Source organism: Pseudenhygromyxa sp. WMMC2535 (assembly GCF_011083025.2).
In genome coordinates this window covers 5,791,626-5,806,752 of the sequence record NZ_JABJWV010000001.1, presented here as the reverse complement: position 1 = coordinate 5,806,752, position 15,127 = coordinate 5,791,626, and the positions used below count along the sequence as shown (strand labels likewise).

At 70.7% G+C, this 15,127-nt stretch carries 12 protein-coding genes; 4 read left to right on the top strand and 8 right to left on the bottom strand.

The features are described from left to right. Positions 1 to 271: 271 nt before the first annotated feature. Positions 272 to 3,511, top strand: coding sequence for a LamG domain-containing protein (locus tag G6O69_RS22750; protein ID WP_172305611.1), 3,240 nt, complete (start codon positions 272 to 274; stop codon positions 3,509 to 3,511). Between the two features lie 83 nt (positions 3,512 to 3,594). On the opposite strand, the gene G6O69_RS22745 is transcribed toward G6O69_RS22750, so the two are convergent. From G6O69_RS22745 to G6O69_RS22735, 3 genes are all read right to left on the bottom strand, one after another. Further along, a complete protein-coding gene (locus G6O69_RS22745; RefSeq protein WP_172305610.1) occupies positions 3,595 to 4,413 on the bottom strand; it encodes an SDR family oxidoreductase in 819 nt (272 codons plus the stop codon). Between the two features lie 108 nt (positions 4,414 to 4,521). After that, entirely contained in the window at positions 4,522 to 5,091 is a 570-nt protein-coding gene (locus G6O69_RS22740; RefSeq protein ID WP_172305609.1) for a TetR/AcrR family transcriptional regulator, read from the bottom strand. Between the two features lie 214 nt (positions 5,092 to 5,305). Next, a complete protein-coding gene (locus G6O69_RS22735; RefSeq protein ID WP_172305608.1) occupies positions 5,306 to 5,746 on the bottom strand; it encodes a DUF2383 domain-containing protein in 441 nt (146 codons plus the stop codon). Between the two features lie 228 nt (positions 5,747 to 5,974). Here G6O69_RS22735 and G6O69_RS22730 point away from each other — a divergent pair, with 228 nt between their 5' ends. Both G6O69_RS22730 and G6O69_RS22725 read left to right on the top strand, forming a co-directional pair. Then, positions 5,975 to 7,384: an APC family permease gene (locus G6O69_RS22730; protein WP_217909890.1), complete on the top strand. Its 1,410-nt coding sequence runs from the start codon at positions 5,975 to 5,977 to the stop codon at positions 7,382 to 7,384. Continuing rightward, positions 7,384 to 8,139 (top strand): DUF4397 domain-containing protein, encoded by a 756-nt coding sequence (locus tag G6O69_RS22725; RefSeq protein WP_172305607.1) that lies wholly within the window; start codon positions 7,384 to 7,386, stop codon positions 8,137 to 8,139. Before G6O69_RS22730 ends, G6O69_RS22725 begins: the two co-directional genes overlap by 1 nt. Before the next feature lie 25 nt (positions 8,140 to 8,164). On the opposite strand, the gene G6O69_RS22720 is transcribed toward G6O69_RS22725, so the two are convergent. After that, a complete protein-coding gene (locus tag G6O69_RS22720; RefSeq protein ID WP_172305606.1) occupies positions 8,165 to 9,076 on the bottom strand; it encodes a YegS/Rv2252/BmrU family lipid kinase in 912 nt (303 codons plus the stop codon). Between the two features lie 343 nt (positions 9,077 to 9,419). Here G6O69_RS22720 and G6O69_RS40465 point away from each other — a divergent pair, with 343 nt between their 5' ends. After that, the gene (locus tag G6O69_RS40465) at positions 9,420 to 9,548 is read left to right on the top strand and encodes a hypothetical protein (RefSeq protein ID WP_255215852.1); all 129 of its coding nucleotides are present in this window, start codon (positions 9,420 to 9,422) and stop codon (positions 9,546 to 9,548) included. Here the strand turns inward: G6O69_RS40465 and G6O69_RS22715 are convergent. The 4 genes from G6O69_RS22715 to G6O69_RS22700 are packed head-to-tail and all read right to left on the bottom strand — an operon-like array spanning position 9,545 to position 15,037. After that, complete coding sequence (locus G6O69_RS22715) at positions 9,545 to 10,501, bottom strand: sulfotransferase (RefSeq protein WP_172305605.1); 957 nt, start codon at positions 10,499 to 10,501, stop codon at positions 9,545 to 9,547. The genes G6O69_RS40465 and G6O69_RS22715 overlap by 4 nt on opposite strands. A 32-nt stretch (positions 10,502 to 10,533) precedes the next feature. Next, positions 10,534 to 11,877, bottom strand: coding sequence for a sigma-54 dependent transcriptional regulator (locus G6O69_RS22710; RefSeq protein ID WP_172305604.1), 1,344 nt, complete (start codon positions 11,875 to 11,877; stop codon positions 10,534 to 10,536). Next, on the bottom strand, positions 11,874 to 14,828 hold the full coding sequence (locus G6O69_RS42300) for an ATP-binding protein (protein WP_172305603.1): 2,955 nt from the start codon (positions 14,826 to 14,828) through the stop codon (positions 11,874 to 11,876). The genes G6O69_RS22710 and G6O69_RS42300 overlap by 4 nt, the downstream gene beginning before the upstream one ends. Continuing rightward, entirely contained in the window at positions 14,825 to 15,037 is a 213-nt protein-coding gene (locus G6O69_RS22700; RefSeq protein ID WP_172305602.1) for a hypothetical protein, read from the bottom strand. Before G6O69_RS22700 ends, G6O69_RS42300 begins: the two co-directional genes overlap by 4 nt. Between the last annotated feature and the right edge of the window lie 90 nt (positions 15,038 to 15,127).

Sequence of the window (15,127 nt, the reverse complement as noted above, 5' to 3'; positions counted from 1 at the left end):
CCGCGACCCGCCAGCGCATGGCCGATGACCACGAATCCGTCATCGCCCAGGCAAAAACACGCGGTGAGAAATGGCAACACATATCCATTCGCGCTGCACCGCGGGCACACCTATTTTTCATACAATGCGGAAGTCGAAACATTCACCTCGCTCAGGCCATGAATCAATATTATCTACACACGATGACATCGGCAATCGGGCTCGGGCTCGGTGCTCGACGCTTCGCCGAGCACCGAGCCCGCGCGGGCTTCGGCTCGGGGCAGGCGCGCTCTTGTCTTGCCTCGGCGCCATCGGATGTGACGCCCTCGACGCGCCAGAGCCCACGATCGACATCGAGGGAGAGGCGCTGATCGGGCCGCCGGGTTCGCAGGCCGTGCCCGTCGACGGTGAGGCCGCGTGTGGCCCAGAGCTCGTCGTGCCGGCCTCGCCCCTGCCCGAACGCGGCTACAACACCCGCGCCTGCGGCTTCGACCTCGACCGCGACGGGATCGTCGGCGAGCCAGAGGACTGCAACCTCTGCGACGGATCCACCAACGACGGCGACGACAACGGCGCCAACACGATCTATGTCAGCTGCGCCAAGGGGGCCGATACGACCTACCCCGCCGGCGACGACTACCCCTCGCAGGGCACCTGCGGCTCGCCCGAGCAGCCCTGCGAGACCATCGCGCGGGCCATCGAGCTCGCGGCCGCGTCCTCGCCGACGAGCGGCGCGGACGAGGACGTGATCTGCTTTCGCAACATCTGCGTCGAGGAGAACCTCAGCCCGCCCGCGGGCCACGGCGGCTTCCCCGACTGCCACCGCGTCGCGCGCAGCGGCAGCGAGGCCCGCGAGTGGCGGCGGCCCAGCGACCCCTTCATGCTCGTCGGCTGGGATCGCAACGACAACGGCCAATATCCGCCCTACGACACCGGCGACCTCGCCGTGCTCGAGCCGCCCGAGACCTGCCCGGGCGCGCCCAACAAGGGCTGCGCGGCCGCCCCCGCCGCCGACGAGGAGGACCCCCAGGATGTCCATCAAAAGGACGACGAGCGCGCGATCTACCTGGCCAACGACGTCTCTCACGTCGAGCTCGCCCACTTCACGGTCCGCGACTACGGGCGCTACACCCTGACCGACAATTCGGGCTTCTTCGACCTCCACGCCGACCCCGAGGGCGATCCGCCCAGCGCGGACACCAACTACGTCTACGTCCACGACATCGAGACCTACGACCTCAACCGCGACAGCAACTACAACGGCAGGAGCTCGGCGATCAACGCCTTCAACTGGCGGGCCGCGTACATCGAGTTCGAAAATCTCCTCTTCCAGGACACCGGCTACTGGGTCACCCGCGGCGGCGGCTCCTACGGCCCCGACGCCGACGGGCCGTTTCGCTGGAAGAACATCACCGCGAACATGGACGCCTGCGCGACCCAGCCCGAGGCGCGCTGCGACCCCGACAGCGTCTACGACCTCGACTGCGCCCTGGACTATGTGTGCACCGATCTCGCGCAGTGCGAGCCCGAGGCCGGGGAGCTGTGCAAGCCGCGGGCGAGCACGGCCTTCAAGATGTGGGGCTACTACGAGGGCGTCGAGATCCTCGACTCGGTGTTCGACGCCCAGCTCGAAGGCCGCGACGCGGAGGACTTCGAGCTCACGGGCGCCGGCCGCCTGCGGGCGATCGCCGCGACCCCCTGCACCCAGGACTGGACGATCCGCAACAACGAGTTCGTCGACGCCAACGTCGCCGTCGAGCTCGTGCCCGAGTCCGACGGCCCTTGCGAGTCCATTCCCCGGCCGCTCGAAGACTTCATCATCGACCGCAACCTCGCGCGCCACGACGCCCCGACCGGGATCTACGACGCCGGGTTCCTGCTCCAGGCCGGCAGCGACGACGTCCCCAACCACGTCATCGGCGAGGTCACCATCTCGAACAACATGATCTCCAGCGACGACGGCCTCGAGGCCTGCATCGAGGTCCTCGCCGGCCACGATCACCCGGCCATGGCCGAGGTCCCCGGCGCGATCAACATCATCAACAACTCCTGCTACGGCCCGATCACCGGGACCGCCGCGCTGATGATCGGCGCCCGCGACGGCAACAACCAGGGCACGATGCAGCAGGACATCGTCGTGCGCAACAACCTCGTCGGCGGCAAGAGCTCGCTGGCCAAGAACATCGCGGTCAGCTACGTGCCGACGCACTTCGACGCCGACACCAACGCCTGGGATCCCGACGGCGGCTACGCCTGGGCCGGGACCACGACCGTCGACCTCGCGACCTGGGCGAGCGCCTCGGGGGAGCTCGGCGCGCGCGAGTGCGTGCCCACGCTGCTCGACGATCGCGGCGACAGCTACCCGAACGGGGACGTCGCGGCCCTCGCCGGCGACCTCCACATCTCGCCGGCCGACAGCTGCGTCCTCGACCAGGGCAGCGACGCCTCGGCCTTCATCACCCACGACTACGACGGCGTCGCGCGGCCCAACGGGGACTTCGACATCGGCGCCGACGAGTTCACGCCGCGCCCGCTGAGCGAGCCGCCGCTGCGCTTTTTGGGCGCGCCCGAGGGCCTGCTCGCCTACGGCACGCAGACCACGGACATGACCGTCCAGACCGACCAGGAGGCGCTGTGCAGCTACCGCAACGCCCCCGCCAGCGGCGCCTGCGGACCCTACTGGTGGAACACCTTCACGAGCTCGGGCCAGACCACCAGCCACGCGACCACGCTGACCGGCCTCGTCGACGGCCACAGCTACCGCTACTGCGTGCGCTGCGAGAACGCCGACCAGGTCGCCAACACCGACGACTACTTCATCGCGTTCACGGTCGCGGATCCCAGCGTGGACCTGCGCGGGCGCTGGGCCCTCGACGAGGGCACGGGCTGCACCACCGCCGACGCCGCCAACGCCAACACCGGGACCTTGGCGGGCAGCGCGGCCACCTGTCCTGGCGCCGGCCCGGTCTGGGCCACCGGTCAAAGCGGCGCCGCCCTCGACTTCGACAAGGACGCGCACGTGCTCGTCCTCGATGACGAGCACCTCGATACGCCCGCCGGGCTCACGCTCAGCGCGTGGATCAAGCCGTCGAGCTTCGGCGACCACAGCTACGGCCGCGTCGTCTCCAAGCAGCAGTACACCGGCAGCTACGGCCCCGGGTTCTCGCTCTACCTCGGCGACCAGCCCAGCGGAGCACCGGCGAGCAGCGAGAGCCTGTGCGCCAACATCAACACGAGCTGGTCGGGTTGCGCGGCCGACGGGGTCATCACCCTCGACGTCTGGCAGCACGTCGCCCTGACCCTCGAGCCCAACGCCGACGCGGGCGCCCTCCCCCACCGGATCACCTTTCATGTCGACGGGGTGGCCGTCGGCAGCGAGCTGATCGCCGCGCTCCCGGGGGAGAACGACGCCGCCTTGACCATCGGCGACCGCGAGGGCTTCCAGCGCGGCTTCGATGGGCTGATCGACGAGGTCCGCGTCTACGGCCGCGCGCTCTCCGAGGACGAGCTCGCGCTGCTCGCCGAACCCTGATCCGAACCCAGCTCCAAGCCCAGCTCCAAGCCCAGCTCCAAACGCCTGCGGGCCCGAGCCTCGCCGCCCGGGCCCGCGCGCGCTCAGCCGCCGTACATCGCCTTGGCCAGGGCCATGTGAAAGCCCTGGTCGCCGAGCTCGCGGCGCTGGGCGATGTAGGCCTTCGCGTCCTCCCCGGCGAAGTAGCGCAGCTTGTCCTCGCCGTCGGTGGCCGCCTCGTAGACGACCTCGGCGATAGCCTCGGCGGTCGAGCGCCTGGCCGCGCGCTCGGGGCTGGTGAAGGCCGCGAGGATCGTCTTCAGCTGATCCTCATAGGCGGGGTGGCGGACGAGGTTCATGGACCGGCCAAAGAAGTCCGTGGCGATCCCGCCGGGGGCCACCGTCTTGACCTCGATCCCAAAGGGCCGCAGCTCGAAGGCCAGGCTCTCGCTCCAGCCCTCGAGCGCCCACTTGGTCGCGTGGTAGGCCGAGTTGAGCGGCATCGCGACGTGCCCGCCGATCGAGGTCGTGGTGATGATCGTCGCCCCGCCGCGCTCGCGCAGGTGCGGCAGCAGGGCCCGGGTCACGCGCATGACCCCGAACACGTTGGTCTCGAACTGCTGGGCGATGGCCGCGTCGCTGGCCCCCTCGAGCGGTCCGGCCAGCGAGTAGCCGGCGTTGTTGAACAGCACGTCCACGCCCCCGAGTTCGATGGCGCGGGCGACCGCGGCCTCGACCTGCGCCGGCGAGGTCACGTCGAGGGGCAGCAGCGTCACGCCCTCGACCTCGCCGAGATCGGCGTGGGCCTCGGGCCTGCGCATGGTCGCGTAGACGGTCCAGCCGTGCTTGGCGAAGGTCAGGGCCGCGGCGCGGCCGAGGCCGGAGGAGGCACCAGTGATGAAGATGGACTTGGAGTTGGTCATGGGAGCGTCTCGATGGTTGGAAGAGTTCGTGTCGTTAGGCGAATATTTATTCATTATCTGGTCGAAAGAAGCGGCCCCCTCGCAGCGAGGAGGCCCCTCGGACCGCGCTCAAGCCTTGATCGCGTCCCAGACCAGCTGGGCGACGGACGCGAAGGTCTGCGCGCGCTGCTTGCGGGGCTGAGCCCCGGCGAAGCCCGCGAGCTCGGCCAGGGTGCCGTGGATGAAGGCGATGAGCAGGGGCGTGGGCAGGTCCTTGATCAGCCCCTCGGCCTTGCCGCGCTCGAGCAGGGCCGAGAGCGGCAAGATCGTCTGGGCCGCCATCTCCCTGGACTGCTCGTGCAGGAAGCTCGAGTGCTGGAGCTGGCGCATGAGCAGCACCGCGGGCTGGTTTTCGGTCACGTAGCGCAGGTAGGCCACGCTCATCTGCTCGAGCGAGGGGCGCACCGGGAGCTCGGCGTCGACGCCGAACACAGCCCGAGAGAAGCCCGCCTTGGCGTGGAGGTAGAGCTCGTTGATCAGCGCCTCCTTGCCCTTGAAGTAGACGTAGATCGTGCCCACGGACACGCCCGCGGCCTTGGCCACCGCCTCGATGGACAGGCTCGCGAGGCCCTGCTCGCCGACCACTTCCATGGCAGCTTCGAGGATCCGCAGGCGCTTGCTCTCGTCCTTGGGTCGCATGACAGGCGGGACTCTACCCGCGAAGTTAAATGAATAAATATTCGCTCGAGTTCAAGACCGCCCCTGCACTTTTGCGGGAGGAAAGCTCACGCGCTCTTGGCGACACACGAAGACACCCGCCTCCGGCCGTGGCCGTGATCGGCCAGGGCGAGGCGGGTGTCTTCGTGCGCGCGGGTCGGCGCGCGGTCGCTTGGGGGGAGGCGCTGACCGTGGCTCAGACGAGCTCTTGCAGACGCGAGAGGACATTGTGGGAGCGCTGCTGCTCGGGGATGATCTGCGTGCGGACGAAGCCGCGGTTGGCGAGGCTGAGGTCCTCGAGGCTGTCCTTGTAGAGCTTCTTTCCGTGGTCCTCGCCCTCCTCGAGCACGGAGATCGCCGCGGACTTACCAAAGAGCTTGGCGCCGCCCTCGGCCATCTTGGCGAAGGTGCCCCAGGCGCCCGAGGAGCTGTCGGGCTCGCCGCCCATCGCGACGATCCGCGCGGTCAGCTTGTTGACCCGAGCCGCGTGGGAGTTTCGGAGTAGGGACAAGCTCTCGCGCATGCCGGCGTTGTCCTCGAAGGCGCCGATGCACTGGTCGTAGGTCTCGACCGCGGCGAGCTCGCCACGGAGAAACTCGTTGAACTGGTCGATGTCTTGGCTGGTGACTTGGTCCATGGTCGACGAGTTGTGCAACCGGGATGCCAAGCCCTGCGATATCGCGCAGACGACCTCGCAGCACCCACTGGCGCGTCTTCGCCCCATCCTTGGGAAACGCCGACGCTGGAGCAGGGCGCGAGCCGGTATGACGAAGAGGGGTGTCATCGAGCCTCGACCGTGACGAAGCGACTCACACACCGCCGGACCTCGCCAACGCTCCTCGCGTTTGCCGGCTGGAGACTTCCCTTGCAGACTCCTCGCTGGGCGATGTCCTCGAGCGAGCCAGACAAAGGAAGCCACGGTCACGGCCATGACCAAGACCAGCCCGTTGACGGCGACGGCGAGAAGATGGGCCTCAACGCGTCGTGGTCCATGGCCGTCGGGGGCATGGTCGGCGGCGGGATCTTCTCGGTCCTCGGGGTGGTGATCGCCATCGCCGGGCAGTGGGCGTGGCTGAGCTTCCTGCTCGCCGGGCTGATCGCCCTGGCCACCGGCGACAGCTACGCCCGATTGACCGTGGCCCACGGCTCGGGCGGCGGCGCCTTCGAGTTCCTGCGCAGCGAGGGTCGCGAGGCCTTCGCCGGCAGCCTGTCTTGGATCTTGATCATCGGCTACGTGCTGACGATCTCGGTCTACGCCTTCACCTTTGGCCACTACCTGGCCCACGTGCTCGGCGGCGGAGGCCTGACCGCGCGCGTCGCTGGCGTGGCGATCATCGTGACCCTCGCGGCCGTGAACCTCCGAGGCGTGCGCAACTCGGCCAAGCTCGAGATCTTCATGGTCTGGGGCAAGGTCGCCGTGCTCGTCGCCCTCGCCGTCTTCGGCCTCTCGCTATGGGAGCCCAGCAACCTCGCCGAGGGCGTCGAGCCGCGCCCGCTGATCGCCGCGGCCATCGGCGCCGGCGCGGTGTTCATGGCCTACGAGGGCTTTCAGCTGCTGACCTACGACTACGGCGACATGAAGCAGCCCGACCGCACCCTGCCGCGGGCAGTCGTCCTGGCGATCGTCAGCGTGACCGCGATCTACGTGGTCGTGACCCTGGGCACCGCCGTGCTCGTGGGCGCCGGCACCTTGGTGGTCGAGCGCGAGACCGCCCTGGCCGTCGCCGGCAAGGTCGCCCTCGGCACCGCGGGGCTGTGGATCGTGACCATCGCCGCCGTGCTCTCGACCGGCTCGGCGATCAACGCGACATTGTTCGCCACCGCCCGCCTGGTCGAGACCGTGGCCAGGGACAAGGAGCTGCCCGAGGCCGCCGCCAAGCGCAACGCCGCCGGCGTCCCCGCCCGAGCGATCGTCGGCCTGGCCACCGCCGCCGCCGTGCTGGCCTCCCTCGGCGCGCTCTCGAAGCTCGTCGAGGCCGCGAGCATGACCTTCTTGTTCACCTTCGCCGTGGTCAACGGCCTGGCCGCGCGCGAGAGTGAGGCGCGCGCCTGGGTCAGCTGGATCGGGCTGATCGGCGCGAGCTTGGCCGCGCTGATCCTCGCCGCGCGCATGGCCATCGCCTCGCCCTCGACCCTCGCCTTCCTCGGGGTGCTCGCGGCCATCGCCGTGTTCGCCCGCCCGGCGCTGCTGCGCAGGCTCGGCGATCGCCCCCCAGACAACGACAACGACAACAACGACAACGATGCAGGGTCGAAGTCAGGAGAGCCCACGTGATGCATCGCCGCCGCTTCTTGAGCCTCGCGCCCGGCCTCGCCCTGCTCGGCTGCGCCTCGCTGCCCCATGGGCCCGCCTCGCTGCGGCTGATCAACTACGTCGCCGGCGGCCCCGTCGAAATTCGCCTCGAGGGCCCCTCGACCACCCTCGAGCCTGGGGCCTTGGCCTACGCGGACCCGCGCGCCGGCCTCGAGGTCGAGCCCGGGCAGTGGACGCTGATCGCCACGCGCGAGGGCGTCGAGATCGCCCGCTGCCCCTTCGCCGTGGGCGTCGGCCGCGGCTACACCCTGCTGCTCGTCGGCGAGGCCCGGCTCAGCGGCGCGGGCGAGCGACCGGGGCGCCTCGAGCACGCCCTCGAGCTGCTCGCCGCCGGCAGCGAGCACGCCCGCCCGCGCGGACTGTGGCCGCGGCTGATCATCCTCGAGGACAACCTCGAGCGCGACCAGGACCGCGTCCACCTGCGCTTCGTCCACGCCGCCCCGGGGACTACGCCCCTCGAGATCGAGGAACTCGAGCCCGAGCCCCGCGCCCTCGCCGAGCTCGCCTATGGCGAGGCCCCGGTGCTCACGGCCGTCGACCCTGCGCAGCTGAGCCTGGAGTTTCGTCAGCAAGACGCGGGCGTCGGCGGGCTGCGCCAGCGCTTCACCGGGGAGGCCGGTATACTCTATACGCTGATCTTCGTTGGGGATCCGATCGCTGGCGAGGCGCTGCGGATCGAGCGGATCGCCACCCGGGCGAGCTTCACCGCGGGCTAGGAGCCCATGGTGAAACCCAGCACGCTCACCAGACGAAGCCCAGCAGCCCGCAGCGCGGCGGCAAGCATGCGCCCAGCGAGCGCGCCTGGACCTCGAACTCGACGTCGCTGACCTCGAGTGGCTCTCCGTCGGCGTTGAGGTGGATCGGCCGCGCCGCCTCGAGGCGCAGGCGATCGCTGCGCACCCGGATCACCCGCTCACAGCCGACCACCGAGCGCGCCAGCAAGATGTTCACGAGCTCGCCGCTCTCGAGGTCCGCGGGCAGGATCGTCAGGTCGAGCAGGCCGTCGTCCATGAGCGCGCCCGGGCACAGCTCGAAGCCGCCGCCGGCCGAGCGAGCGTTGCCCACGGCCAGGGCGAGCACGGGCCCCGACCAGCTCCAGCTCGGCGTCGTCGCGCGGATCTCGATCGGCTCGATCGAGGGCAGCTGGAGCAGGCCGGCCAGGGCGTAGGCGCTGTCGCCGAGCACTGCCTTGATCCCCGGATCCAGGCTCGCGGTCGCCTCGCTCATGACCCCGCCGGTGACCACGTTCAAGAACGCCCGCTCGCCGATCTTGCCGACGTCGACCGGGCGCGGCTCGGCGCCCAGGGCCAGGCGCAGCGCCTCGGGCAGCGCGGTGGGCAGCTCGGCGATCGACGCGAGGTCGTTGGCGGTCCCGAGCGGGGCGATCCCCAGGCTCGTGCGCGCGCCGGGGACCCGCGCGAGGCCGTCGACGACCTCGTTGATCGTCCCGTCTCCGCCCATGGCCACGACCCGCTCGACGCCAGCGCGGGCCGCCGCCTCGGCGATCTCCCGCGCGCTCAGGTCGACCCGAGTCAGGCGGATATCGACCTCCTCGGGCGCCTGCCCGCTCGCGACGAGGGCCTCGAGCAAGGTCGGGCGATCGATCTTTGCCCCGTGGGCGATCAGCCAGGCGTGGGCGCTCGGCTTCGACACGGACCGCTCGCCCCGCTCCGCCGAGCTCGGCCTCGCGCCGGCGCCCAGAGGCGCTGCGGGGCTCGGGCCGCCCTGGGTAGAGGACGCGGGTTTGGGAGCAGGGCGGGGCTTGGCGGTCGGCGTGTACATGGGCACAGACATTCAGTGCAGGGCCCATGCCAGCGGGCCCCCGGCCCCACGCACCGACAAAGTCCGCTCTGCCACGTCAGGCCGAGCGATCAGCCCGAGCAGCGCGTGCCAGTTTGGCACACCCACCCACGAAAAATGCTCACCTCGTTTTGAAAGAACCCCCCCTCGGCGGCCATGGGCATGGGTGAGCTCACCGAGCCCACCTGGAGCCGACATGCCAACGATCAAAGCACCCCACGTCCTGCTGCTCAGCCTGCTGAGCTTCGCCTGCGACGACGGCCAAGACCCCCTCGACGACGAGTTCGAGGCCGCGTCGCACAGCGCGTATTGCCTGGTGTACTAATAGCCGTACTCGCTCAGGTCCACGCCGATGCGCTCGCCGAGCCGGCGGTTGTTGTCGCGGTGCAGCTGCATCAACGCCTCGGCCAGCGCCTCGGGCATGGCCCGGGCCTTGGATCCCGGGCGCACCTGGGCCAGGCCCTCGGCGACCAGGGCCGCGGGGTGCCACTGCGAGCCCACGCGATCACGGACCGCGCGCTTGATCGGCATCGGGACCTTGTTGACGACCCGGGCCACGCCGGCGGCGAGGGGCGACCAGCTCTGGTTGACCCGCTCGCTGGTGTCGGGGTGCGGCGCCCGCTCGGCGTCGAGGCCCATGAACGCGTAGATCCGCGCCAGGAAGTCCTCGCTCGACGCGCCAAAGAGCTCGAAGGGCAAGGTCAACACCGACTGCTCGCCGAAGCGCTGGCGATAGTAGGCGTCGAAGGCCCCCCAGTCGAGGTCGCGGGCGTCGACGTTGGGGCCGTTGTAGAGCCCGACGTTGTAGCGATCGAAGCGCCCGCTGCGATAGTTGAGGTAGCGCTCGATGCTGGTCGAGAAGCCCGCCTTGAGCAGCTGGTTGTAGGCCGAGTTGACCCACTTGTCCTGGCGCCGGACCACGAGCATGACCTTCGCGTCTGGAAAGATCTCGGCGAGGCGGTCCGTGTTGACGCAGAAGTTGGCGTGGTTCTCGATCGGCCAGCCGACGAGGGCCTCGGAGCTGATCAGCAGCGCGGGCTCGTCGACCTCGTCTTCGATCCACCGGTAGATCGCCTCGCGGTGGGCCGCGTAGTCGATGTGCGCGGCGTTGCGAAAGAAGAGCTCGAGCATGAAGCGCTCGATCGGGCCGTCGCCGGTGCGCGGCACGTGCAGCGGGTGGACGAAGCGGACCCCCTCGAGGGCGGGGAAGACCCGCTCTTGCAAGAAGGTGGTGCCCGTCTTGTGCAGGCCGACGTGGAGGAAGACGCGCTTGTCCATGGCTTCGCCGCGAGCATGCCACGGCCAACGCCCTATTTGGACTTCTTCGACTTGCGCGGACGCGGGATGCCGTAGCGCTGGCGTCGCTCCCACAGGCTCTTGCGGCTGATCCCCAGCTGCTTGGCGATCGCGGTCTCCGACATCGAGTCTTGGTTGGCGAGCACGAAGCTGCGGAAGTAGCCCTCGAGCGAGGGATCCGCGAGGTTCCCGGGGCCGAGCTCGGCGCTCGCGCCTGCGCCAGCGAGCTGGAGCCCAAAGCCCTCGGGCTCGATCTCACCGCGCTCGTGCAAGGTCGCCGCGCGCTCGATGGCGTTCTCGAGCTCGCGCACGTTGCCCGGCCATCGGTGGGAGCGCAGCACGCCGCGGGCGGCGTCGGACAGGCGCAGCTGCGGCTTGCCCAGCCGCGCCCCGACGCGCTCGAGGAAGGCCTCGGCGAGGATCACCACGTCCTCGCCGCGCTCGCGCAGCGGAGGCAGGGCGAGCTCGAGCACGCGCAGGCGAAAGTAGAGGTCCTCGCGGAAGGCCTGGCTGGCGACCATCTCGCGCAGATCTCGGTGCGTGGCCGCGAGCAGGCGGACGTCGACGCGGGTGGTCTTGCTCGAGCCCACGCGGCGGATCTCTTGCTCCTGGACCAGCCGCAGCAGCCGCGCCTGGGTCGGCAGCGGGAGCTCGCCGACCTCGTCGAGGAACAAGGTGCCCGTGTCGGCGGCCTGGACCAGGCCCTCGGCGCTGGTCACCGCGCCCGTGAAGGCACCGCGCGCGTGGCCAAAGAGCTCCGACTCGATCAGACCCTCGGGGATCGCCGCGCAGTTGACGACCACGAAGGGCCGCTCCGCCCGCGGGCTCTGCTCGTGCAGCGCCCGCGCGACCAGCTCCTTGCCCGTGCCCGACTCGCCGACGATCAGCACGCGCCCGTCGCTGGTCGAGAACTTGGTGATCTTCGCCCGCAGCTCACGCATGACCGGGCTGTCCCCGAGCATGCCGGCGTGCTCGCTGGCCGCCTCGAGCTCGACCTCGGCCGCGGCCGGCTTGGCGCGATCGAGCAGGCGCTGGACGATCAGCAGCAGCTCGTCGGGGTCGAAGGGCTTCATCAGGTAGTCCACGGCCCCGCGCTTCATGGCGTCGACGGCCGAGGGCACGCTCCCGTGGGCGGTCATCAGGATCACCGGCACGTCGCCCGCGCGCTCGAGCAGCACGTCGCCGTCGAGGCCCGGGAGGCGCAGGTCACTGAGGATCAGGTCGAAGCTCGAGAAGCCCGCGCGCTCGGCCTCGATGACGTCGCCGGCTTCGACGACCTCGTGGCCCGCCCGCGCCAGCGCCCTGCGCAGCTCGGAGCGGATCACGGCTTCGTCCTCGACGATGAGGATACGACTCATGCAGACACCTCGCGCTCGCCCCTGAGCATATCAGGCAGGTGTACAACAAATCGCGCGCCCCCTCCGTCTCGGGGGGACCAGCTCAGCGTTCCGCCGTGCGCGGCGATGATCCGGTGGCTGACGGCCAGGCCCAGACCAGTACCCTCTCCGGCCGTTTTCGTGGTGAAGAAGGGCTCGAACACGCGCTCCGCGAGCTCCGCCTCGATGCCCCCTCCGCGGTCGAGGACCTCGAGCTGCGCCCCGTCCTGCGTCGGTGTGCAGCGCAGCTCGACGCGCTCGCCCTCGGGCGACGCGTCGATTGCGTTGGTCAGCAGGTTGACCAGGACCTGGATTAATTGCTGGCCATCGACCTCGATCTCCAGCCCCGTGGGACACTCGACCCCGACCTCGACGCTGCGCTCGCGCCGAGCCAGGCGGGCGATCCGAACCGCCTCGTCGACGAGGGGCTCGAGCTCGACCCGGTCGCGCTCGAGCTCGGCGGCGCTGTCGTACTTGCGCCCGCGGCTGAAGGTCAGCAGCCCGCGGACGATGACCTCGATGCGCTGGGCCTCGGAGACCACCGTGCCGAGGCGCTCGGGCAGCTCGAGCTCGGGATCGAGCTCGGCGCCGTCCTCGAGCTGCTCGAGCTCGCGGGCGAGGTTGCGCGCGACCATCAAGATGCCCGTGAGCGGGTTGAGGACCTCGTGGGCCACGCCCGCCGCGAGCCGACCGACGGAGGCCAGACGATCGCGGTGGCTGAGCTCGGCGAGCAGCGCTCGGCGCTCGCTGAGGTCCTCGACCAGGAGCACCGCGCCCATGGCCTCGACGTCGCCCTCGTCGAGGCGCGTACAGGTCAGCCGGAGGATCTGTGGGCCGGCCCCCGTCCGCCGGATCCGTCGCTCGCGCTGGCCGCCCTCGGCCAGCGCGGTGGTCAGCAGCTCGGCCCAGGGCGCGGACAGATCCCGCGGCCGCGCGCCGAGCACCCGCCCGCCCTCGATCCGCGTGAGCTCGACCAGGGCGCGGTTCCAGACCACGATCTCGCCCTCGCGGTCGACGGCGCACACGCCCAGGGGGAGCTCGGCGAGCACCCGGCTGAGGTAGCGACGGACGAGGTCGAGGGCGCGCTCGAGCTCGGAGCGCGCCGGCGCCTCGCCGCGGCGCTCGAGGAATTGCAGCTCGGCGGCGAGCTTGGTGCTGGTCTCGGCGTCGGGTCCCGAGACCACCATGCTCGCCGCGAGCGGGCCGATGTGCTCGGAGAGGTTGCGCTCGATGGTCTCGGCGAGCTCGCGCAGGTGCAGCGGACGACGCTCGTCGCGGTCGAGGCCGAGCGCCGCGAGGGCGCGCTCGAGCTCGGCCGTGGCCACCTTCGACTCGAGCACCTGGGCCAGGCGCTGCTCGAGATCCTCGACGTCCGCGGGCACCGAGCCGCGCACGCCTCCGGCCCGACCGCGCACGCAGGCCGCGGCCGCGGCCGCCTCGGCGGGACGCTGGCGATCCAGGAGCGAGACGATCGCCAGCAGGCCGCTGTTGACGAGCAGGCTCAGCCACATCGCGTCGGCGAAGCGCGCGGCGGTCGAGCGCGGCGTGCCGACCCCCGGCGCGACCGCGAGGGGATCCATGGGACCCGCGAGCAGCGGCAAGAAGGTGACGCCGGCCCACACCAAGATCCCCGCGCTCAGCCCGAGCAAGAAGCCGCGCCGCGTCGCCCGCGGCCAAAACAACGCCGAGAACACCCCCGGGACCAGCTGCGCCACGGCGGCGAAGCTGACCAGGCCGAGGTCGACGAGCAGCCCGCGGCGCATCCCCATGTGGACCACGAAGCCGGCGAGCACCAGGGCCACGATCACCACCCTGCGGATCAGCGGCAGCCGCCGCAGCGCCCCGGCGGGCGAGGTCTTGACCGCCAGGGGCAGGACCACGTGGTGCACGAGCATCCCCGCCAGCGCCACGCAGGACACGAGCACCATGGCGCTCGCGGCCGAGATCCCGCCAATGAAGACCAGCAGGCCCAGGCCCTCGCGGCGGGCGAGCTCGAGCACCCACAGGTCCGCGCGCATGTCTGTGAGCCCCTCGGCCTCGCCGGCCCAGTAGAGCACCGGCAGCGGCAAGTTGAGCGCCAGGAGCAGCGCCGGGAAGGCCCAGATCGCGTGGCGCATGGCCCGGTCCGTGGGGCGCTCGACGAAGGCGACGTGGAACTGGCGCGGGAGCAAGAACGCGGCCAAGAAGGCGCCCAGGCACAGGGCCGTCCACGGCGCGTCGTTGACCGGGGCGACCATCCGCGTGAGCGACTCGGGGTGCTCGGCCAGCCAGCGCTCGAGGCCCGCGGGGCTCTCGAACACCTGGACCAAGATCAGCGCGCCGACGATCAACAAGACCGCGCACTTGATCAGCGACTCGAGGGCCAGGGCGCCGAGCAGGCCCGCCCGCCGCCGCCGCTCGCTGCCGGGGGCGTCGGCCCAGCGCGCGCCCACGCCCGCGGCGAACACCGAGAGCACGCCGGCGTAGACCGGGCCGAGGGTGTCGGACATCCCCGGGGCCAGGGCGGCCACGGTCTCGACGATCGCCCGCAGCTGCAAGGACAGGTAGGGCAGCAGCGCGAGGACCATGAAGGTCGTGACCAGCACACCCGCGGCCTGGGACTGGAAGCGAAAGGCGAGCAGGTCGGCCACGCTCTGAAAGCGCTGGCGACGGACGAGGCCGGCCAGCGGTCGCCACAGCACGGGGATCGCCAGGCAGGACACGGCCACGCCCATGTGGATCGCCAAGAAGCCGTAGCCCACGCGCGCCGCGAAGCCGACGCTGCCGTAGAAGCTCCAGGTGGTCGCGTAGACCCCCAGCGCCAGGCAGTAGACCGCCGGGTGCTTGGCCAGACGACGCAGCCGCTCGCGGCGCTCGACGAGCTCGGCGAAGCCGGCGAGCATGGCCAGGTAGACCACGGCCGCGAGCAAGGGGACCCAGCCGGCCGCGCTCACGCGCCCTCCCGCTCGTCGTCGATGGCGTCGGCGGCCTTGCCCCCGCGGCTGAGGCCCAGGCCGCAGACGAGCATCGCCAGCCACAGGGCGAAGGGGCTCCACCACGGCAGACCCGGATCCGCCCACAGCGCCCGCCCGGCGGTCATGCTCACCACGGCGAGCACGAGCACCACGAAGGTCGCCGCGCGATGGTCACTTCGGGAGGTCACCCGCGGAGATTGTACCCACTGGCCGAGACACGGTAGCCCTCGCAACACCGCAAAGTGAGCACAAAGACGCGCTCGAGTCGACGATATCAC

Excerpts from the sequence above, each read along its gene's own strand:
- G6O69_RS22745 (WP_172305610.1), bottom strand. The coding sequence starts at position 4,413 with ATGACCAACTCCAAGTCCATCTTCATCACTGGTGCCTCCTCCGGCCTC.
- G6O69_RS22740 (WP_172305609.1), bottom strand. The coding sequence starts at position 5,091 with ATGCGACCCAAGGACGAGAGCAAGCGCCTGCGGATCCTCGAAGCTGCC.
- G6O69_RS22735 (WP_172305608.1), bottom strand. The coding sequence starts at position 5,746 with ATGGACCAAGTCACCAGCCAAGACATCGACCAGTTCAACGAGTTTCTC.
- G6O69_RS22725 (WP_172305607.1), top strand. The coding sequence starts at position 7,384 with ATGCATCGCCGCCGCTTCTTGAGCCTCGCGCCCGGCCTCGCCCTGCTC.
- G6O69_RS40465 (WP_255215852.1), top strand. The coding sequence starts at position 9,420 with ATGCCAACGATCAAAGCACCCCACGTCCTGCTGCTCAGCCTGCTGAGC.
- G6O69_RS22715 (WP_172305605.1), bottom strand. The coding sequence starts at position 10,501 with ATGGACAAGCGCGTCTTCCTCCACGTCGGCCTGCACAAGACGGGCACC.
- G6O69_RS22710 (WP_172305604.1), bottom strand. The coding sequence starts at position 11,877 with ATGAGTCGTATCCTCATCGTCGAGGACGAAGCCGTGATCCGCTCCGAG.